Annotated in this window: 21 protein-coding genes; 13 read left to right on the top strand and 8 right to left on the bottom strand. The window is 68.6% G+C overall.

Features of this window, described 5'->3' with window-relative positions:
• Positions 1-2 precede the first annotated feature (2 nt).
• The 8 genes from C7455_RS09305 (at position 3) to C7455_RS09270 (ending at position 8,057) form a co-directional block, all read left to right on the top strand.
• On the top strand, positions 3-539 hold the full coding sequence (locus C7455_RS09305; RefSeq protein ID WP_109667615.1) for a chemotaxis protein CheW: 537 nt from the start codon (positions 3-5) through the stop codon (positions 537-539).
• 3 nt (positions 540-542) lie between these two features.
• A complete protein-coding gene (locus C7455_RS09300; RefSeq protein WP_109667613.1) occupies positions 543-1,259 on the top strand; it encodes a ParA family protein in 717 nt (238 codons plus the stop codon).
• A complete protein-coding gene (locus C7455_RS09295; protein WP_109667611.1) occupies positions 1,256-3,316 on the top strand; it encodes a methyl-accepting chemotaxis protein in 2,061 nt (686 codons plus the stop codon). Before C7455_RS09300 ends, C7455_RS09295 begins: the two co-directional genes overlap by 4 nt.
• Before the next feature lie 71 nt (positions 3,317-3,387).
• The gene (locus C7455_RS09290) at positions 3,388-3,801 is read left to right on the top strand and encodes a response regulator (RefSeq protein ID WP_109667610.1); all 414 of its coding nucleotides are present in this window, start codon (positions 3,388-3,390) and stop codon (positions 3,799-3,801) included.
• A 37-nt stretch (positions 3,802-3,838) separates the two neighbouring features.
• Positions 3,839-7,048: a chemotaxis protein CheW gene (locus tag C7455_RS09285; protein WP_109667608.1), complete on the top strand. Its 3,210-nt coding sequence runs from the start codon at positions 3,839-3,841 to the stop codon at positions 7,046-7,048.
• Positions 7,049-7,135: 87 nt separating this feature from the next.
• Positions 7,136-7,516 (top strand): flagellar export chaperone FliS, encoded by a 381-nt coding sequence (locus tag C7455_RS09280; RefSeq protein ID WP_109667606.1) that lies wholly within the window; start codon positions 7,136-7,138, stop codon positions 7,514-7,516.
• Between the two features lie 20 nt (positions 7,517-7,536).
• A complete protein-coding gene (locus C7455_RS09275; RefSeq protein ID WP_109667604.1) occupies positions 7,537-7,839 on the top strand; it encodes a hypothetical protein in 303 nt (100 codons plus the stop codon).
• On the top strand, positions 7,839-8,057 hold the full coding sequence (locus tag C7455_RS09270) for a hypothetical protein (protein ID WP_109667602.1): 219 nt from the start codon (positions 7,839-7,841) through the stop codon (positions 8,055-8,057). The genes C7455_RS09275 and C7455_RS09270 overlap by 1 nt, the downstream gene beginning before the upstream one ends.
• 29 nt (positions 8,058-8,086) lie before the next feature.
• On the opposite strand, the gene C7455_RS20125 is transcribed toward C7455_RS09270, so the two are convergent.
• Positions 8,087-8,257, bottom strand: coding sequence for a hypothetical protein (locus C7455_RS20125; RefSeq protein WP_170119042.1), 171 nt, complete (start codon positions 8,255-8,257; stop codon positions 8,087-8,089).
• A 120-nt stretch (positions 8,258-8,377) separates the two neighbouring features.
• Positions 8,378-8,866 carry a hypothetical protein gene (locus C7455_RS09265; RefSeq protein ID WP_146199970.1) on the bottom strand — a complete coding sequence of 163 codons (489 nt, stop codon included), beginning with the start codon at positions 8,864-8,866 and terminating at the stop codon, positions 8,378-8,380.
• 146 nt (positions 8,867-9,012) lie between these two features.
• On the opposite strand from C7455_RS09265, the gene C7455_RS09260 reads away from it, so the two are divergent.
• Positions 9,013-9,561 (top strand): hypothetical protein, encoded by a 549-nt coding sequence (locus C7455_RS09260; RefSeq protein WP_245904280.1) that lies wholly within the window; start codon positions 9,013-9,015, stop codon positions 9,559-9,561.
• The gene (locus C7455_RS09255; protein WP_109667599.1) at positions 9,558-10,271 is read left to right on the top strand and encodes a sel1 repeat family protein; all 714 of its coding nucleotides are present in this window, start codon (positions 9,558-9,560) and stop codon (positions 10,269-10,271) included. Before C7455_RS09260 ends, C7455_RS09255 begins: the two co-directional genes overlap by 4 nt.
• An 84-nt stretch (positions 10,272-10,355) precedes the next feature.
• On the opposite strand, the gene C7455_RS09250 is transcribed toward C7455_RS09255, so the two are convergent.
• From C7455_RS09250 to C7455_RS09230, 5 genes are read right to left on the bottom strand one after another with little or no spacing between them, the layout of a single operon-like run.
• Positions 10,356-10,736 carry a hypothetical protein gene (locus C7455_RS09250; protein ID WP_109667598.1) on the bottom strand — a complete coding sequence of 127 codons (381 nt, stop codon included), beginning with the start codon at positions 10,734-10,736 and terminating at the stop codon, positions 10,356-10,358.
• A 14-nt stretch (positions 10,737-10,750) separates the two neighbouring features.
• Positions 10,751-11,062 (bottom strand): flagellar biosynthesis anti-sigma factor FlgM, encoded by a 312-nt coding sequence (gene flgM / locus C7455_RS09245; RefSeq protein ID WP_109667596.1) that lies wholly within the window; start codon positions 11,060-11,062, stop codon positions 10,751-10,753.
• Between the two features lie 56 nt (positions 11,063-11,118).
• Positions 11,119-11,847 carry a flagellar basal body P-ring formation chaperone FlgA gene (flgA, locus tag C7455_RS09240; protein ID WP_109667595.1) on the bottom strand — a complete coding sequence of 243 codons (729 nt, stop codon included), beginning with the start codon at positions 11,845-11,847 and terminating at the stop codon, positions 11,119-11,121.
• Entirely contained in the window at positions 11,844-12,926 is a 1,083-nt protein-coding gene (locus C7455_RS09235; RefSeq protein WP_109667593.1) for a hypothetical protein, read from the bottom strand. The genes flgA and C7455_RS09235 overlap by 4 nt, the downstream gene beginning before the upstream one ends.
• 3 nt (positions 12,927-12,929) lie before the next feature.
• Complete coding sequence (locus tag C7455_RS09230) at positions 12,930-13,454, bottom strand: LPP20 family lipoprotein (protein WP_109667591.1); 525 nt, start codon at positions 13,452-13,454, stop codon at positions 12,930-12,932.
• A gap of 160 nt (positions 13,455-13,614) precedes the next feature.
• On the opposite strand from C7455_RS09230, the gene flhA reads away from it, so the two are divergent.
• Genes flhA through C7455_RS09215 form a run of 3 tightly spaced genes read left to right on the top strand, consistent with a single transcriptional unit; the run spans position 13,615 to position 17,566 of the window.
• A complete protein-coding gene (gene flhA / locus C7455_RS09225) occupies positions 13,615-15,780 on the top strand; it encodes a flagellar biosynthesis protein FlhA (RefSeq protein WP_109668146.1) in 2,166 nt (721 codons plus the stop codon).
• Entirely contained in the window at positions 15,780-16,847 is a 1,068-nt protein-coding gene (locus C7455_RS09220; protein WP_109667590.1) for a flagellar biosynthesis protein FlhF, read from the top strand. Before flhA ends, C7455_RS09220 begins: the two co-directional genes overlap by 1 nt.
• Positions 16,844-17,566, top strand: coding sequence for a sigma-70 family RNA polymerase sigma factor (locus C7455_RS09215; RefSeq protein ID WP_245904279.1), 723 nt, complete (start codon positions 16,844-16,846; stop codon positions 17,564-17,566). The genes C7455_RS09220 and C7455_RS09215 overlap by 4 nt, the downstream gene beginning before the upstream one ends.
• 51 nt (positions 17,567-17,617) lie before the next feature.
• On the opposite strand, the gene C7455_RS09210 is transcribed toward C7455_RS09215, so the two are convergent.
• Positions 17,618-18,046: Hpt domain-containing protein (locus C7455_RS09210; RefSeq protein WP_170119041.1), on the bottom strand; the 429-nt coding region annotated here is incomplete at its 5' end.

Below are 18,046 nucleotides of genomic sequence, written 5' to 3'. Positions count from 1 at the left end.
CCATGACCCAGACGCAGACCCAGACCCCCCCGCCCAACGGCGGCCTCGGCCAGGCAATGGCCGCCGAGGCCGACCACGAGGATACCGGCATCGACACCATGTACCTGACCTTTCCGGTCGGGGATGAAACCTATGGCGTGCCGATCACGCTGGTGACCGAGATCGTCGGCATGCAGCGTGTGATGAGCGTGCCCGACGTGCCCCATTACATCCGCGGCGTGATCAACCTGCGCGGCAAGGTCATTCCGTTGATGGATGTGCGCCTGCGCTTCGGGATGGCCGAACGCGCCTATGACGACCGCACGGTTGTGATCGTGCTTGATGTGGGCAATGCGCCTGTGGGCCTGATCGTGGACGGCGTGTCCGAGGTGGTCGACATCCCCGCCGACCGTCTGGACCGCGCCGCGGGCTTTGGGGGCGACGGCACCAGTGTCGTGCAGGCGCTGGGCCATGTCGGCGACCGCGTGGCGATCTTGCTCGACGTGCCCGTGCTGGTCTCGGATGTCGAGGTCATGCGCCCCGCGATGGCGGATGCCTGATCCATGCGGGTGCTCGTGTTCAACCAGAAGGGCGGGGTCGGCAAGACCACCACGACCATCAACCTCGGCGCGGCGCTGCTGCGGCAAGGCGTGGGGCGCGTGGTTCTGGCCGATCTCGACCCGCAGATGCACCTGACCGCTGGTCTGGGGCATATGCGGCCTGCCTTCGGGTGGCACGTCACCGACTGGCTGGCCGGCCGCGCGGGCAGCCCGCTGGCCACCGCCGAGCCCGGCCTCTGGCTGGTGCCGGGCTCTTCGATCGACGATCAGACCATCCCGGACAGCCCGCCCGACGATTTCGGTGCCGATTGGCTGGTGCTGGATGCCCCCCCCACATGGTCGCCACGACTGGGCAAGATCATGGCGCAGGCCGATCTGATCTTGTGCCCGCTGGAGCCCGATTTCCTCGGGCTGCAGGGGCTGAACCGCCTGTTGCACACGATGACCGAGGCGGGTGTGGCACGTGACCGCCTGCGCCTGCTGCTGACCCGGTTCGACCCGAGACTGGGCGTGCACCGCGAGGTTCAGGCGCGGCTGATGGCGCGCTTCGGCGGGGCGGTCTTGCGCTGCGCGATCCGCCGGTCCGTTCGGCTGTCCGAGGCGCCCGGCTACGGGGTTTCGGTCTTTGGGCACGCGCCGCGCTGTGGGGGTGCCCTCGATTATCTGGCGCTTGCCCAAGCGCTGACACAGCAAACCGTAGCAAGGGAAGAGGCCAGATGACCGAAAAGACCCCCAGATCCCGACCGGCGCGCGCATCCGCCCCGAAAAAGGCCCCGTCGTCTCTGGCCAACGATCCGCTCGAATGGGTCGGCACCGAGGCGGACCCGGCCATGCCGCCTGCACCCTTTACGGTGAAGACGCCGCCTGCCGATAGGGTGGGCGAGAACCTCGGAGCCGCCGGTCAGGCGGCTGCCGCCACCCCGACAGTCCCCCTCACCACCACCGACCTGCCGCCGCAGGACAAGCCAAGGACCCAAGAGATGACCAACCAGACCGACACCAATTCCAACCCTGCAATTGCTGCATGGGAAAAGATATCGCGGCCGGACCTTTTGAACCTGTTTGGCAACCCGATCATGATCGCGGATGCCAAGTACGATATCGTGTTCTGCAACGAAGCAGCCTACCGCATGTTCGAGGGGATCGAGGATGACATCCGCCGCGATCTGCCGCATTTCCGCGCTCGCGACGTCATCGGCAAGAACGTCGATATCTTCCACAAGAACCCGCAATATCAGCGCCGGATCATGGACAACATGGACCGTCCCCACAAAGGCGGTTTCACTATCGGGGGCCGCACGCTCCGCTTTATCGCGACGCCCCAGTTCGAGGGTGGCCGGGTCGCTTCGGTCGCGGTCGAATGGCAGGACGCGACCTCATCGCTTGCCGCCGACGCCGAGATCCTGAAAACGCGCGATCAGTTCGATCTGCTTCTCAAGCAGATGAGCCACATGTCCAAGGAGCATGATGCCGGCGACATCGACGTCTTCATCGACGCCGACCTTTTCGAGATGCCCGAGATCCAGACGGCGGCCAAGCTGGTCAACAAGATGGTGCTGGACCACATCAACACCAAGAAAAAGGCGATGGGCGTCTTTGCGGCCTTCGGCGAAGGCGATTTCGACGCGCCTTTCGATCGGATGCCCGGCAAGAAGGTGTTCCTCAACGAGGTGATCGAGCGCGTGCGCGGCAATTTCCGCATGCTGACCTCGGAAACGACGCGGATGGCCGATGCGATCGAAAGCGGCAAGCTTGATGCCGATGTCGACGTCAGCAAGTTCCAGGGCGAATACCGCACCATCGTGCAGTCCTTTGAACGCGCTTTCGCCAGCCTGAACAGTTCCTTCCGGATCATCACCGAGCAGGTGGAACAGGTTGGCCAGACGGTCGACCAGATGACCAACGCCAGCCAGTCGCTGTCGACCAACTCGCAGATCACCTCGTCCTCGGTCGATGAGGTCTCCGCCTCGGCTGAAGAAACCGATGCACAGGTCAAGGCCAATGCCGCCGCCGCCGAAAAGGCCGCGAAATCGGTCGGCAGCGCAGCAGCCTTCGCCGCCGAGGGTGCGGGCAAGGTGCGCGACATGGTCTCTGCGATGGATGGCATCAAGGTGTCGTCGCAAGACATCGCCAAGATCATCAAGGTGATCGACGAGATCGCGTTCCAGACCAACCTTCTGGCGCTGAACGCCGCGGTCGAGGCGGCACGCGCAGGCCAGCACGGGCGCGGCTTCGCGGTCGTCGCCCAAGAGGTCCGCAACCTTGCGGGCCGGTCGGCCAAGGCCGCACGGGAAACCAGCGACCTGATCGAAGATGCCGCAAACCGCGTGAATGCGGGCGTGCGCATCGCCGACGAGACGCGCGAGGCCTTCAGCCGCATCGCCGACGAGATCAGCGACGTGAAATCGGTGGTCGAGGAAATCGACCGTGCCTCCGAGGAACAGGCGCGCGGCGTGGCACAGATCAGTCAGGCCATCGCCGAGATCGCCAAGACCACGCTGTCCTCCAGCCAGCAGGCCGATGAACTGGCCGCGACGGCGGCGCAGATGAGTGCGGCGACCCAGCAGATGCGCGGTCAGGTGAACCGGTTCCAGCTGCGCAAGGCGGCCCCTGCCGACACCCGCATGCTGTCGCTCGATCAGCTGTCGCCCGAGGTTCTGGCGCAGTTGCAGCGCCTGATGGGCACCAACCCGGTGCATGCTGCCGCGGCCCCGGCCCGCAAGAACGGCGCCCACGGATCGCTCGACACCGACGCGCGCGGCTACGGCCCGTTCTGACCCCAACCCGGCGGGCAGGTCCGACCCTGCCCGCCGCCCCACCCAATCCCCCTTCCACAAGGACCGATGACATGCCCTACAATGTGATGGTTGTCGATGACGCCGCCATGATGCGGCTCTATATCTCCAGTTTTCTCAAGAGCTTGCCGGATTTCAAGATGGCAGCCCAAGCCTCCAACGGCAAGGAGGCGCTGGACAAGCTGGCCGACCTGCCCGATCTCGACCTGATCTTGCTCGACATCGAGATGCCGGTGATGGACGGGCTCGAATTCCTGCGCCATGCCAAGCTCAAGACGCGAGCCAAGATCTGCATGCTGTCCTCGGTGACGGTGGCGGGATCGCCGCTGGCGGCCAAGGCGCGCGAACTGGGTGCCGATGGCGTGGTCGCCAAGCCCTCCGGAACCGTGTCGCACGATCTGCATGAAAAGACCGGCGACGAACTGGCGCAAGTGATGCGCAGCCTGATGACGGCGGCTGCGGCCTGATCGGCCGCCCGCGCATCTTCAATCCAGCGAGGCGATCATGTCGGACGAGATGGACGAAATCTGGGAACTCTATGCCGACGACGGCGCGCAGGCGCTTGACGCGACCGAGACCGCGCTGGAGGCGGTGATGGCGGGCGCGGGCGATCCGGCGGCCCATGTCGCGGCGCTGTTTCGCGCGGTGCATACCTTCAAGGGCAATTCCCGTGTGCTGGGCCTGTCCGTGGTGGAAAGCCGCGCGCATCTGGCCGAGGATCTGATCGGTCTTGTCCGCGACGGGGGCGTGCCCCTGACGGCCGAGATCGTCGATTGCCTGATGGAAACCGCCGATATCTTGCGGCGGATGCTGGACGAAACCGTGCGCACCCGTGCCGATGTCGACCCGGCACCGTCCGAGGGCTTGATGGACAAGTTGCGGGTCTTGATCGCCAAACATGGCGGGGCAGGGGCCGAGGCCGCCCCCTCCGAGGCGGACACCCCGCTGTCGGTTGACCCAATGCCCGTCGATCAGACACCAGACCCTGAGATGGCGCAAGATCTTGTACAAGAACATGCGCTGGCCGATACGGACGCACAGACCGCGCCCGCCGATGCCGTCTCTGAGCCCGCCTTCGAGACCCGCCGCAAGACCAAGCCCAAGACCAAGGCGAAAGCCGCCCCGGTCGAGGCGGCTGCCGAAGAGGTTCCCCTCGTACCGGACGCGGCGCAAGGTGCCGCGTCCTTGCCCACCGATGGCCCAAGCGCTGCGGCCCTGTCACTGGACGCGGGCTACAAGGCGATCTTTCTGGAAATGGTCGAGGCCACGCTGGCCGATCTGACCGCGATGCAGGGCGGTGATCTTGCCCCCGCGCGCGGCAAGGCCGACGGGCTTGGCTATGCGGCCGGTCAGCTGGGGTTGGCCGACTGGGCCGCCACGTTGGCAGGGTTCACCGCCGGGGATGCGACCGATGACAGCCTCGCCGGGCTGATCGCCGATCTGCAGACGCTCAGTGCCCGGGATTTCGGCACCGCCGCGGCACCCGCCGCAACGGATGTGGCTCAAATACCGGCCCCCGCAGCCGAGCAGGCAGGGCAGGAGGCAGAGCACAACATTCTCGCCGATTTCGAGCCCCTGATTTCGCGCGTGGCCGATCTGGGTCTGCAAATGGCCGGCGACACGCCGCCCGATGCGCAGACATTGGGCCAACTGGCCGATGACATCGACGCGCTGGTGCTGCCGCAGGGTCTGGTGCGCCTGTCGCAGGCAGGTCATGCCTTTTCCGCCGCGCGCGAGCTGGAACAGTTCCGCCGTGCGCAACTGGCCTTTTTCGAGGAACTGGCCGCGCTGGAAGGCGTCTTGCCCGAGGCGATGGTGGAGGCCGCGCCGATGCGTCCCTCGGCGATCCTGCGCAGCTGGGCGGCCGACCATATCTTTGCGACCTTGCAGGATCTGCGGCTGGGCCTTGAGGCGACCAGCAAGGCCAGCGGGGCGGATTGGTTCAAGGGGTTCGAGCCGCTGATGCGGCGCGCCTTCCATGCCTGCGCGCATTTCCGGATGGAAACGGCGGCGCAACTGACCATGGCGCTCGTCGACCTTTTCGCCCGCAGCCGCGCCGAGGGGCGGGTGCCCGACGTGATCTTGATCCAGATCGCGCGCGGCTTTGTCGATACGATGGAACTGGTCTTCGACACGCTCGATCAGGGCGACACGCCCGACATCGCCCGCATCGAGCAGCTGTTCGAAGAGGCCGCGACCGTCAGTTTCGTGGCCTCGGGCGTGGTTACCGCCCGCGTGATCGAGGAGAAGCTGGGCCTGCCGCGCGAGTTCCACCGCGTGCTTTCGCCCGAAAGCGTCAAGGCCGCGCAATCTGCGATCGACGCCGGCATGCGGTTCTACGTCATCCGGTCCGACCTGAACGGCGACGATGCGCTGGCCGAGGGCTTTCTGGAATGGCTGACCTCCGCCACCGTTCGGATGATCACCAACGTTACGGTCTTTCAGGGCGATGTGACGCTGTTCGATTTCCTTGTCGCGGCGCCCTTGGGCGAGGACCGGGTGGTCGAGGCGCTGGTGCGTCTGGACCCGGCGGGAAAGCGCCTCAGCCTGCGCGAGGCCCTGCGCCCGCCGCAAGACAGCGCCGAAGCTGTGGCGCGCGGCAGCGATGAGGATGTCGCGCAGCAGGCCGCACTGGGCGCCAGCGGCATGGACAGCCTGCGGTTTCTCGAGACAATTGGCGAAATCTCGGCCGGGCAATCGATGATCGCGGCCATGCTTGACGAGGTGTCGGCATCCGATATGGGGCGTGACCTGCAGATCGCGCTGCGCCACGCCGGCTTGCCTGCGCCGGATCCGGCGCTGCGGGGCCTGTTGCGGGACCTGTTCGACGCTCACATGGCGCGCCTGCGCCAGATTAACGAGGCGCAGGCACAGCTGAGCGCGCAACTTGGCGCGCTGCAAGAACAGAGCGTGGCCTTGCGCTCGCGCCCGGCCGATGTGCTGCTCAAGCCCATGCAGGCCTTTGTCTCGGCCCGCGCGCGCGAGCTGGGTCATAGCGCGCGGCTGTCCATCGCGGGCGGCGACGTGCATCTGGATCAGGGCGTGATCGAACAGATGCGCGGTATTCTCAAGCGCCTTCTCAGTCTGCGGTTGGGGGCGGAGCCTGCACCCCGCCGCCTGCACCTGACGGTGTCGCGCGCCGAGGACCAGATGCGGATCGAGCTGTCCGATGACGGCGATCCGCAATCGGGCGCGGTGGAGATCGAGGGCATTTCCCAAGAGTTGCGCCGTCAGCGTGCCACCCTGCGCCGGGTGTTGCCGCCCGACGGGGGCCTGCGCCTGCATCTGAGCGTGCCGTTGCAGATGATCGCGCTCGAGGGCATGGTCGTGCGCGTGGGCGAGGTGCATTACGTCCTGCCGATCGAGGCGATCCAACGCATCCATCAAGGCAATGACAGTCTGGCCATCTCGGCCGCGGGTCAGCGCCGGATGCTGCGGCTGGCCGACAGCGAACTGGTGCCCGTGCGAAGCCTGCCGCGTGTGGGTCAGGGTAGCACCGATGCCGCGCCCGAGGCGCTGTATGTCATCGTCCACAATGCCGATCAGGCGCGCATGGCGATCCCTGTCGACGAATTGCTGGGCCAGCAGCTTGTGCTGCTCCGGCCGCTCGAGGGGGTTCTGGGCGGTCTGCGCGACATGTCGGGCGTCGCCATCCTGACCGGTGGCGAGGTCGGCGTGGTGGTCTCGGTCAGCCGTCTGGCCGAGGCGGCGTAATGGTCGGGCAGGGCTAAAGGTTTGCGGCGACCGGACGTTGTTTCCCACAGGAGGTGACGTCCGGTCACCCGTCGCAGAGGACCCGCCATGACCATCGCCCTTGCCCGTTCCCGCTACCGCCAGGCCGAGGCCGTGGGCCAGCCCCGCGTCGAGGATCCGCATGCTGTCATTGCCGTGACGCTGGCCGAGCTGATCCGCGCCATGGACGTGTTGGCCGCCGCGCGGGCGGCCAGCAGGCCCGCCCCCTCGGACCATAGCACGCGCGCGCTGACGGCGATCTACATCTTGCAGTCGAGCCTTGATTTCGAACAGGGCGGCGACATCGCCATGAGCCTGTTCGAGCTGTACGAATACGCGCGCCTTCAGGTGCTCAAGGCCGGGCGCGGCGAAGGCTGTGATCTGGACGCGGCGCGCGGCGCCGTCGCCGAGATCCTGTCGGCCTGGCGCGAGATCGGGCCTGCGCGGTGAGTGCCGTGTCCGTCCTCAGGATGAGCCGTGCGGCCCAGTCGGATCGGCTGCGTCAGCACTGCGCCGATCTGGCCGCCGCGGTCGAGGCCGTGGATCTGGCGCGCATCGCGTCGCTTGATCATGCGATCCGCAGCACCGTCATGGCGATGCTGGGCGAAGGCGCCCCCGATGGTCCCGCAGCGGCCGAGGAAGCGGCGGTGTTGCGTATCGCGCTTGAGGGGTTGGGGGAGGCCGTGCGCTGCCTGCGGGTTGCGCAAGGACAGGCGCAGCGCAAGCACGGGGCGCGGGCGCTTTACCTCGCGCCCAAGCGGCCGGTGTCGTGATGGCCCGCGCCGCGCCTTGCAAGACCTGCCAGCGCTTGCGCCTGTATCTGACCGTCGCCTTGCCGCTGGTGGCAATGATCTACCTGCAGCCCGACGGTGCGGTGCGGCTGGCGACATGGCTGCCCTCACCAACTGTGATCGGTTGGGGGATTATCGTGGTGGGTGTGGTGGGGTTCGCGCTCAAGCTGCGCGCGTGGCGCAGGGGCGGGGATACCTGAAGCCCCTGCGCGACCTGCGGCTCGTCCGCTCAGGCCGGGCGCTCGCCCAAGGGCGCGAGTGTGCGCAGATAGGCTGCAAGCCGGACACAACGGCTGGACCGCGGACGCCCTTGCGTATCACAAAACACGATCTGGATACCGATCTGGTCGGCCTCGTGGATGACGGTCTGCGGGCTGTCGGGAAGGGTTTGTATCTGCATGGCCGGCCTCTCCTTGGGACTGCCTCGCGGCTGCAAGTTCCGTGCCAGCGGGCAGGCTGCCTCCGTTGAGCGGGCGGCAAAATCCGCGCCCGATCAGCGGGCGGTAAAATCCGCGCCCGGTCAGCGGGCGGTGAAATCGATCACCAGCACCTCGAGAATCGGGCGGCCTTCGCCTGCCTGCTCGAAACGGTCGTTCATCACGGTGCGCATCGCTTCTGGCAGGGCGTGACGCAAGCTCGCCCAGCCTTGCGTTTGAACCTGATGGTCTTCGATCATCCTCAGCAGGGCCTCGCCCAACGGGGCGTTGACCGCCCCCGGCTGATCGCGCAGGTAGAGCTGCGCGCGCGACAGATCGGTCGCCTCGATCATTACGCCCAGTTCCAGCCCGATCCGGCCCGCCCCTTCCGCGGCCGTGACGACCAGTGGATCGCGCAGACCCATGTAGCGCAGGTCAGGGGTGGGTTCGGCCTCGGTCGGCGCTGATGGCGGGGGCACGATCACGCCCTGCGGCAGGCGCAAGGCGACAAGGCCGCTGGCCAAAAACCCCAGCGTCAGCGCCAGAGCCAATGCCGCGGCCCCGATCCGGGACGGAGGGAGGGACTGAATCATCCCTCCACCCTGTCACAACCGTCGGGATAGGCAGTGGGCGCATCGGTGATCCGGCATTTGTCCAAAGATAGACCCTAAACACGCTCGGTGCCGCGCCGTTGACAAGCTCAGAGCAAAGCGCGCTGCCCCGCAACACGAGATCCGACATGACCGACCCGCTCAGACCGACCCTGATCGCGCCGTCGCTGCGCCGGCTTGCGGCCCGCGCGGGCGCGGCGATGGCATCGCAAGACGGGCGCAGACGCGCCCAGCTCGCTCAGGCCGACCATGTCGTGATCGAGGGGCAGGCGACACCCGCGGGTGGCGCGGGCACCGGCCCCGAGGCCTATCGCACAGCGACCGGATCCGCCGGGCAGGCGCGCGGTCCGGCGCCAGAAGCCGGGGCCGAGGGCGATTTCCGCCTCGTGCGCAACCCGGTCGATCTGACTGACGCGCGCTTGGTCGAACGCTTCTTGCCCGACATCCTTGGCCGCGCCTTGGCGCGCAGCTGGGTCGACGGCGACTTCCGCGAGCGATTGACCGAAGACCCCAAGGCGCTGCTGGCCGAGCACGAGGTCTATCTGCCCGGCTCGATCTGGATCGAAACCCAGACCGGATCGAACGGCCGCCCGATGATCGTCGTCCACGAACGCCAGCCCGACGGCGCTTTGCGGCGGCTCTTGTATCTCCAGCTTGTCATGCTGGCGGGCAAATGACCCGCGCGCGCCATGCCTTGCTGGCCGGTGTTGCCGCGTTGAGCCTTGGCCTGTCCTGCAATGCCGCACGGGCCGAGGCCCCGACCTTCGCCGAGGCTATGGCGGCGGTAGAGGCCGGGCAGGCCGCGCGCGCCGTGGCGATCTTTGCGACGCTCGCCCAAGCCGGCGATGCGGCGGCCCAGTTGAACCTCGCGGTCCTGACCGCGCAGGGCCGGGGCCTGCCCCAGAACGACCTCGATGCGGCCTATTGGGCCTGGCGGGCGCGTCTGGGCGGCTTGCCCGCCGCTGTGGCCCCCTCCGATCACCTGCTGGCCCGGCTTGCGCCCGAGGCTGCAACGGTGCTGGCGCAGCGTCTTGCGGCCGATCTGGACATCTTGGCCGAGGAAGGCGCGCCTTTGGCCTTTCTGGCGCTGGCCAGACTGGAGCTGCAGCTTGCGCCCCTGCCCGATACGGCGCGCGCCTATGGTGCGGCGGCGGTGGCGGCGGCCTTGGGTGTCGCTGGGGCTGAGGCGCTGCGCGACGCGCTGGCGCAGGGTCTGGACGGCCCTGCGAGGTTGGCCGCGCAGGCGCAGGCGACGGCCCGCTTTGCCGATTGGTGCGACGGCCGCGCCATCCCCGAATGTGGCGTGGCGCCCGCGCCCGAAGAGGCCGACGCATCGCCCGACACGCCAGCCGCCGATCCGGAGGCCGCACAGGCGCAGGCCTCCTGATCTGCGCGACCTTGGTTTTTGGAACGCAAACGGCCCCGGGATTCTTCCGGGGCCGTTTGCGTCACCTTGGCTGGGTGCCGCGTGTCAGTGACGGCGGAACCGGCGGATCGCCTGCAACTCGTCGGCGCTGATGCCGGTTGCCTGCGCGATCTCGCCTTCGGTATGTCCGGTCCGCGCCAGCGATACCGCCTGCGTGATCAGGCTTTCGCCCACCACCCAGTCGAATTCCGCGCGCAGCTGGTCGATCTTGGCCGCGATGGTGTCGAGGCCGGTCTCGTCGGCCGCGCCCAGCGCGCCTGCGACCCGGCGGCTGATCGCGTCGATCTCGGCTTCGCCGAGTGCGGGCGCCATGACGGCGGCCTGCACGGTGGCGCGGCGGAGCTGGCTGGACAGGCGCAAGATCACGCCCGTGGCCGCAAGGATGGCCACGCCGGTGAGGATGAGAAGTACCTGAAGAACGGTCACGCTATGGCCCCTGTCTAGACGATCAATTCGGAGAAACCCGCGAACAGGCTCTCGGCGATGGCTTGGGTGTCGATCGGATAGCGGCCTTCGGCGATGGCCTGCTTGATGCGCGACACGGTTTCAAGGTCGAAGGGCGGCGACTTGGCCGCCAGCGTCTCGCCCATCTGGAGCGCGGCGCTGTCACTCAGCGTGACCTGATCGGCAGGGGCCGCGGCGGTGGCGGGGCCACTGCCGGAGGCGCTGCGCGGGGCGGTGCCGGTCGGGTCCGCCATGTCGCCAAGGCGCATGCGCGGCGGGACCGAAGGGGGGATGGTGGGCAGGCTCATGGCTGTATGCCTCTCTCTCTCTGGTCTCAGGCTTCGATCCCCTTAACGGCGCCCTTTCAATTCATGTTAGGTCTGACGGCCACGCTGTCCGGCCCGGTCACGATGGCCTCGATCACGCGCCCCGAACCGGCGTTGCGCACCGTGATGCGGTCGCCGCGCTGGCCGTTCTGCAGTGCCTGACCGGCGGTCGTCACGCTGATGCCCGACCCGCCCGAGGCGATGGCGACCGCCGTGCCCTCGGCGATCAGCCAATGCTGTTCGAGATGGCGTGCAAGGATCACGCGCCCTGCCGCAAGGTTTACCGCCAGCCTGCGGCCGACGACCGTGTCGGGGTCCGTGACCTGTCCCGCGGTTGAACCTGTGCCTGCGGGGGCAGGGGCGAGATCCTCGGCCGCGATCACGGCGCCGCGGGCAAGGCTTTCGCGCAGCACAAGGCCGGGTCCGGTGGCGGGGGGCTCCGTCTCCTCGACGCCGGGGTCGGTTGATGCGGGCACCGGCGCGCCCGTGCGCAGCGTGCGCACCCAGACGGGCGCGGTGCAGCGCAGATCGACCGTGCGCCAGTCGCCCGGCGTGCTGGGCCCTACCTCGGGCCAGTGCGCGCAGGCGGGCAGCGGGCGGGCGGCGGCGATCCGGGCCTGCCCCGGCACACGCGCGGCCTGCATGGCTGCGGCCACCAGCGCCTGCGCCTCGGCCCCTGAGACGCCATCGCCGGGGTCGGCGCGGGCGGGCAGGGGCAGGCACAGCAGCACGCCGAAGGCCAGCGCCCGGGTCAGCCTCAGGCTCACAGGCCCGTCTCCACGAAATGCACCCGTGCACCCGCCAGCGCAGCGGCGTTGACGCTCGGGTCAAGCGGGCGCAGCGTGGCGCGGTCGCCCCGCAGCGTGACGATTTCCAGCAGGGCCGTTTCGGGGCCCGCCCCTTCGATCACGCCGAGACTGCCACGGCTCAGGCCGTGGCGCTGGCCGATCGGCACCTCCAGCCCGTCGCCAGACCGGGCGAGGATGGCCGAGGGTGCCTGACATCCGGCGCTGTCGAGGAGCGCGTCGAGTGTATCCGACAGGCCGCGGGCGAGATCCGCCTCGGCGCGCGCGCGGGTGCGGCCGGTCACAAGGTCCAGCGCCTCGCCGCGCGGCAGGCGCGCGTCGGTGACGATCTGGCGGCGCTGGCTCTGCCCATCGGGGCCGCTCAGGGTGATGTCGGTGGTCATGGCCAGCGCGTTGCCCTGCGGCGCGAGCCTGAGCGAGAGCGTCAGAACATGCGCGCCGGGCTGTGGTGCGACCGTTCCGCGGGTCAGCGCGACATAGTCATGCTGTGCCGCGATGCCGGATGATGCGGGCGCGCGGGCCAGCACGCCGTCGAAAGCGACGCGGGGGTGACCTGCGGCCGTGGCGACCAGATCGGCGGCCAGCGTTTCGGCCAGAACTGCAGCCCAGGCCGGGGCCTGCGGGGGGGCGGTGATCTGCGGCTGGGTGATGCTCAGCGCCAGAACCCGGCCGCCCGCGCATTGGCGCGCGGCCAGGGGGGCCACCTGCGCCTCGACCTCGATGATCCAGGTCTGGCCGTCCAGCCGCGCGCCGATGACGCGGTGCGACAGAACCTGCCCGGTGGCGCGCAACACGGTCAGGTCGCTGGTGATGCGCGCCTGCGACATGGCGCTGTAGCCCACAAGCTGCGCACCGCCCGCCAGCGCGGCCCCCACCAGCGCCTCGCCCAGTGCGCGGCGGCGCGCGGCGTCGCTGTCGGCGGCCGATTGCATCGTGGCCTGCCCCGTGGCGATCACCGTGCGGGCGGTGTCGGACCGGGCGGCGCCGCTGAACGCGAAGGCCAGCGCGATCAGTCCGGGCAGCATCACGGTGCGGCGCATGGCTCAGAGCCCCCGGCGTGCGGCGCGCAGGATGTAGCGCACCGTGTCGGGATCAAGCGCCATGACGACCTCGAAACTGTCGGCATCGCGCGGCGTGATCGACAGCGTCCGCGCGCCGCGGATCTCGCCCTCGACCAGCGCATTGATGGTGTCGTTCGTCATGCTGGCGTCGCGCAAGGTGGAACTGGAACTGATCTGCACCCCGTGAACCTGTTCGGTCAGGTCGCGCAGCGCCTCCATCCGGGCCGCGCGGATCGCCATCAGGCGACGTTCGTTGGCGGTGCCGCCGGGCTGGCCCGCGACCTGTCCGAAGCCGCGACCGATGATCTGGACCGGCACCGCCTCGCCCCCGGCGCGCGCGGCGCGGTCTTGCGACAGACGCTCCAGATCGTCGGCGATCTGGGCCAGCGCCATGGTCTCGGGACCGGCGTCGTGAGGCACGACATCGAGCGGGCCGGGTTGGCCCACGCAGGCCGACAGCGCCAGCACTGACGCAAGCGAGAGGACGGGGGGCAGGGTGCGGCGCATCAGGGGGCTCCTTGCGGGTTGCAGACAGGCCCGTCCTGCAATCGGCGTGCCATGCGGGGCGCCCGGACTGGCAGGCGGACTGGCAGGCGGTCTGGCACGCGGCTTGCAGGCAAACCCTGACACCGCCGACCCGTCCGGCACCTTCGGAGAGCCCGCCCAGATGAGCACACCCCTGTCCTCCAGCCTGACCGCCCGCCTTGCCGCGCCCGGCCAGATCGGGGGCGTGCTGTTGCCCGTGGGTATTCTTGCGCTGGTGGCGATGATGGTGCTGCCGCTGCCGGTGCTGCTGCTCGACATCTTCTTTGTCTTCAACATCCTGCTGTCGCTGCTGATCCTGATGGTCGCGCTCAACAGCTACCGTCCGCTCGATTTCTCCAGCTTTCCCAGCCTCTTGCTGATCGCCACCGTGTTGCGGCTGGCGCTCAACGTCGCCTCGACCCGGATCGTGCTGACCGAGGGGCACACCGGCGCGGACGCGGCTGGCCGGGTGATCGAGGCCTTCGGCGCCTTCGTCATCGCGGGCAATTTCGCGGTCGGCATCGTGGTCTTCATCATCCTCGTCATCATCAACCTTGTCGTGATCACCAAGGGTGCGGGCCGCGTGTCCGAGGTGTCGGCGCGCTTCACGCTCGACGCGATGCCCGGCAAGCAGATGGCCATCGACGCCGACATGAACGCGGGCAACCTGACGCCCGATCAAGCCCGCGAGCGCCGCGCCGAGATCGCGGAAGAGGCTGATTTCTACGGCTCCATGGACGGCGCGTCGAAATTCGTGAAGGGCGACGCGGTCGCGGGCATCTTGATCCTTGCGGCCAACATCATCGGCGGCATCATCATCGGCACCAGCCAGCACGGCCTCGCGCTGGGACAGGCGGCCGAGGTCTATGTGCTGCTGTCCATCGGCGACGGTCTTGTCGCGCAGATCCCGTCGCTGCTCTTGTCCATCGCCACCGCGATCATCGTCACCCGCGTGTCCTCGGACCATGATTTTGCGGGCCATATCGGCAAGCAGGTCGGCCTGACCCGGGCCTGGGTGCCGGTGGCGGCGGTTCTGGCGATCATCGGCCTTGTGCCGGGCATGCCCACGGGCCTGTTCCTTTTTGCCGCGCTGGCCTCTGCCGCCGTGGCCTGGGTGCGGCGCGGGCAGGACGGCGCGGCCGACGAAGGCACGGCCACGCTCCGTCAGGGCGGCACACGCGCGGCCCTGCCTGCGCCCGCCAAGGCGGAAGACGCCAACCCGTCGGTCATCACCACCGAGGATGTCACCGATTACGCGCGCATCACGATCCAGATCGGGTTCGGACTGATCCCGCTGATCGACGAGGCCGAGGGCGGCGCGCTGGTGTCGCGCATCACCGGCATCCGCCGCGAAGTGTCCAAGGCCATGGGTTTTGTCGTGCCCGCCGTGCGGGTGCGCGACGACCTGAGCCTTGGCTCGAACGCCTACCGCATCCGCATCGGCCAATCCATCGTGGCCGAGGATGTGGTCTATCCCGACCGTAAGCTGGCGCTGCCCGGCGGAACCTCGGTGCGCAAGCTGCGCGGCGTCGAGGTCAAGGACCCGTCCTTTGGTCTCGATGCGGTCTGGATCTTGCCCCACCAGCAGGCCGAGGCCGAGGCCGACGATCATGTCGTCGTGGAACCCGACAGCGTCATCGCCACCCATCTGAGCCAGATGCTTTATGCCCATGCCAGCCGTCTGCTGGGGCCCGATGACGTGCAGGGTCTGGTCGATGTGCTGGACCGCAGCGCGCCGACGCTGGTGCAATCGGTGGTGCCCAAGCTGGTGCCGCTGCATGTGCTGACGGCCGTGATGCGTCACCTCTTGGCCGAGCGCATCCCGGTGGGCGACCTGCCGCGCATCCTTGAAGGTCTGGCCGAGCTGTCGGGCCGCACGCTGGAGGCCGCCGACATGGCCGAGGCGCTGCGCCCGGCGCTGGCGGGGCAACTGCTCCAGCAGATCGCGCCGATCAAGGAGTCGCTGCCGCTGGTCACGCTTGCCCCCGATCTGGAGGAGCTTCTGGTCCGCAGTCAGGCCAAGGGCGCGGGTCTTGTGCTCGATCAATCGCTGGCCGAGCGCATCCTGAAACGACTGGCCGAGATTTCCGATGATCTGGCAGGGCAGGGGCGGCAACCCGTCGTGGTCGTCTCGTCCAGCCTGCGCCGTCTCTTTGCCGGCTTCCTCAAAAGCCATGCCGTCGACGCCATCGTGCTGGCGGTCAGCGAACTGCCCGAAACCCGCCGGATCGAGATCGTGGGCACCCTTGGCGGTGCGCAGTCAGGCGTCCCGGCCCGTGATCTTGCTGCCTCTGGAGGACAAATCTGATGCCCGTAGTGACGGTGCGCGCCGCCGACAGCGCCACGGCGATGGATGAGATCATCCGCCGCCTTGGTCCCGACGCGATGATCCTGTCGACCCGCGCCCGCGACGGGCAGGTCGAGATCATGGCAAGTGACGAAGCCGCGCCCATGCCCGCGCGCGCGCCCCGGCCCGAGCTGCCCGCCGACCCGCACGTCGATGCGTCGCCGCAGGCCAACGTGCCAGAGCCCGAGGCCTTCACCGTGCCGGGTTGGGCGGCGGGCTTTGCCGCCCATCTGGCCCAAGCCATCGGCACACCGTCGGGCCTTGTCGCTACCCCTGACCCCGCCGCGCCCGTGGCAACCGTGCCACCCGGACCGCCCATCGGCATCGCCCCCGTCGCGGCTGCCATCCTTGCCGCGCCCCGCGTCGTTCTGGTGGGGCCGCTGGGCGCAGGAAAATCCGCCCTTGCCCTGCAGATCGCCGAGGCGCGGCTGGCCGCGCAACCAGATGGCGACAGCGCCGTGCCCGGCTTCGTCTTTTGCGGCACCGGCTCGCAGTGCGACGGGGCCTACCTGTCGCAAAAGGCGTGGTTGCTGGGGGCCGAGATGGGCTTTGCCGCGGCAGAGACGCTGTTGGTTGCAACCCCCGATGCGCCGCAGATCGTCGTTGTCTCCGATCTGCACCCCGATCCGGTCGCCGCCGCGCGGGCGCTGATGGCGCTGGATGGTGCGGTTTGCCTACTGGTGCTGCCCGCGGGCCTGACCGCGGCCCGCGTGGCGGGCCACGGGGCGCGCTGGGACGGGATCGCCTCGGGGGCGGTGCTGACGCTGGCCCCCTCCGACACGGCCCTGTCCGAGGATGCCGACGCTCTTGCACAATCGGGCCTGACCCATGTCTGGACCAGCCGCCGCGGCAAGCTGATCGACGGGCTTGTCCCCCCGGCCGAGGCCATGGCTCCGGCCGAGGCGCCGTGGTCCAGCGGTCGCGTCAAGACAACGGCCGACGCCGGACGCCTCGCGCATCCGACCGCGCGCCCCGAGGGCCTGCACCCGTTTCACCCACACACCTTGACCAATCCAGCAGCGGGATGACCTTGATGATCGCGCCGAAATCCTATGCCGAACAACTGCCCCGCCCCGAGAAACTGGTCGAGGACAACCTCAAGCTCGTGGAACGCCTCGCCTGGCACTACCGGGGCCGCGTCGGACGCTTTGCCGAGATCGAGGATCTGCTGCAGGCGGGTTATCTTGGCCTTGTCGACGCCAGCCAGCGCTACAGCCAGCGCGAGGGCGTCGGTTTCGCCGCCTATGCCGCGATCCGCATCCGTGGCGCCATCATCGACCAGCTGCGCCGCAACTCGAACCTGTGCCGCAGCTCGATTACCATGCGCACCTCGATCGAAAAGGCGCGCCGGGCGCTGGAATCCAAGCTCGAGCGCACGCCCGAGTCCGCCGAGGTCGCCGAAAGCCTCGGCATCACGCTGATCGAGCTGCAAGATTGGGAGGCCAAGTTTCAGGTCAACCAGCTGCAATCGCTTGACGAGGTCTACAGCGATTTCTCGCTTCTCTTCGCCGACCGCTCGCACAGCGCCGAGGATGCGATGCAGATGACGCAGATGAAGGGCCTTCTGGCGCAGGCGTTGGGCAAGATCCCCGAGCGCGAGGCGCAGGTGCTGCAACTGTATTATGTCGAGGAACTCAACGTCTACGAGATCGGCGCGATCCTCGACGTGACCACGGGGCGGGTGTCGCAGATCAAGAAGGCCGCGATCTTGCGCTTGCGCGAGATGCTGTCGGAGGCCATGGCCTGAGGTGAGGGGGCGCGCGCAAGGCCGGGCCCGTCGTCGGGTGGCCTGCCTGTGTCAGGACGCGGCCGCGCGCCGCACATCGAGCGTGGCGGCATCGCCCCGCGCCAGGTCGATCATCGCGGCCAGATCCTCGGCAAGCTCGGGGATCGCATGCGCCTCGCCTGTGATGGCGGCCTGTTCGATCTCGCGCAGCACGGCGGCAAGGTCTTGCCAGCCGACCATCGAGGCCGAGCCGAAGGCGCGGTGCGCCGCATGGCCGATTTCGGCCAGACCCGCGTGCCCGTCGCGTGCCCGGTCCAGGGCCTCGTCCGCGTCGGCAATGGTTCCGTGGACCAGCCGCGCGGCGGTGTCGGCGCCCACAAGATCGCTCAGGCCGGCGAAGTCGAATCCATAGCATGTTGGGAATGACGCGCCGTAGAAGGTTATGGCCGCCTGCTGCGCAATTCTGGAGGCTGCGCAGGCGGCCATAACCGGGTCTCGGGT

This window comes from Roseicyclus mahoneyensis, from assembly GCF_003148775.1.
GTDB classification, from domain to species: Bacteria; Pseudomonadota; Alphaproteobacteria; order Rhodobacterales; family Rhodobacteraceae; genus Roseicyclus; species Roseicyclus mahoneyensis.
This window is presented reverse-complemented; position numbering and strand designations above follow the sequence as displayed.

Excerpts from the sequence above, each read along its gene's own strand:
- C7455_RS09305 (WP_109667615.1), top strand. The coding sequence starts at position 3 with ATGACCCAGACGCAGACCCAGACCCCCCCGCCCAACGGCGGCCTCGGC.
- C7455_RS09300 (WP_109667613.1), top strand. The coding sequence starts at position 543 with ATGCGGGTGCTCGTGTTCAACCAGAAGGGCGGGGTCGGCAAGACCACC.
- C7455_RS09295 (WP_109667611.1), top strand. The coding sequence starts at position 1,256 with ATGACCGAAAAGACCCCCAGATCCCGACCGGCGCGCGCATCCGCCCCG.
- C7455_RS09290 (WP_109667610.1), top strand. The coding sequence starts at position 3,388 with ATGCCCTACAATGTGATGGTTGTCGATGACGCCGCCATGATGCGGCTC.
- C7455_RS09285 (WP_109667608.1), top strand. The coding sequence starts at position 3,839 with ATGTCGGACGAGATGGACGAAATCTGGGAACTCTATGCCGACGACGGC.
- C7455_RS09280 (WP_109667606.1), top strand. The coding sequence starts at position 7,136 with ATGACCATCGCCCTTGCCCGTTCCCGCTACCGCCAGGCCGAGGCCGTG.
- C7455_RS09275 (WP_109667604.1), top strand. The coding sequence starts at position 7,537 with ATGAGCCGTGCGGCCCAGTCGGATCGGCTGCGTCAGCACTGCGCCGAT.
- C7455_RS09270 (WP_109667602.1), top strand. The coding sequence starts at position 7,839 with ATGGCCCGCGCCGCGCCTTGCAAGACCTGCCAGCGCTTGCGCCTGTAT.
- C7455_RS20125 (WP_170119042.1), bottom strand. The coding sequence starts at position 8,257 with ATGCAGATACAAACCCTTCCCGACAGCCCGCAGACCGTCATCCACGAG.
- C7455_RS09265 (WP_146199970.1), bottom strand. The coding sequence starts at position 8,866 with ATGATTCAGTCCCTCCCTCCGTCCCGGATCGGGGCCGCGGCATTGGCT.
- C7455_RS09260 (WP_245904280.1), top strand. The coding sequence starts at position 9,013 with ATGACCGACCCGCTCAGACCGACCCTGATCGCGCCGTCGCTGCGCCGG.
- C7455_RS09255 (WP_109667599.1), top strand. The coding sequence starts at position 9,558 with ATGACCCGCGCGCGCCATGCCTTGCTGGCCGGTGTTGCCGCGTTGAGC.
- flgM (WP_109667596.1), bottom strand. The coding sequence starts at position 11,062 with ATGAGCCTGCCCACCATCCCCCCTTCGGTCCCGCCGCGCATGCGCCTT.
- C7455_RS09235 (WP_109667593.1), bottom strand. The coding sequence starts at position 12,926 with ATGCGCCGCACCGTGATGCTGCCCGGACTGATCGCGCTGGCCTTCGCG.
- C7455_RS09230 (WP_109667591.1), bottom strand. The coding sequence starts at position 13,454 with ATGCGCCGCACCCTGCCCCCCGTCCTCTCGCTTGCGTCAGTGCTGGCG.
- flhA (WP_109668146.1), top strand. The coding sequence starts at position 13,615 with ATGAGCACACCCCTGTCCTCCAGCCTGACCGCCCGCCTTGCCGCGCCC.
- C7455_RS09220 (WP_109667590.1), top strand. The coding sequence starts at position 15,780 with ATGCCCGTAGTGACGGTGCGCGCCGCCGACAGCGCCACGGCGATGGAT.
- C7455_RS09215 (WP_245904279.1), top strand. The coding sequence starts at position 16,844 with ATGACCTTGATGATCGCGCCGAAATCCTATGCCGAACAACTGCCCCGC.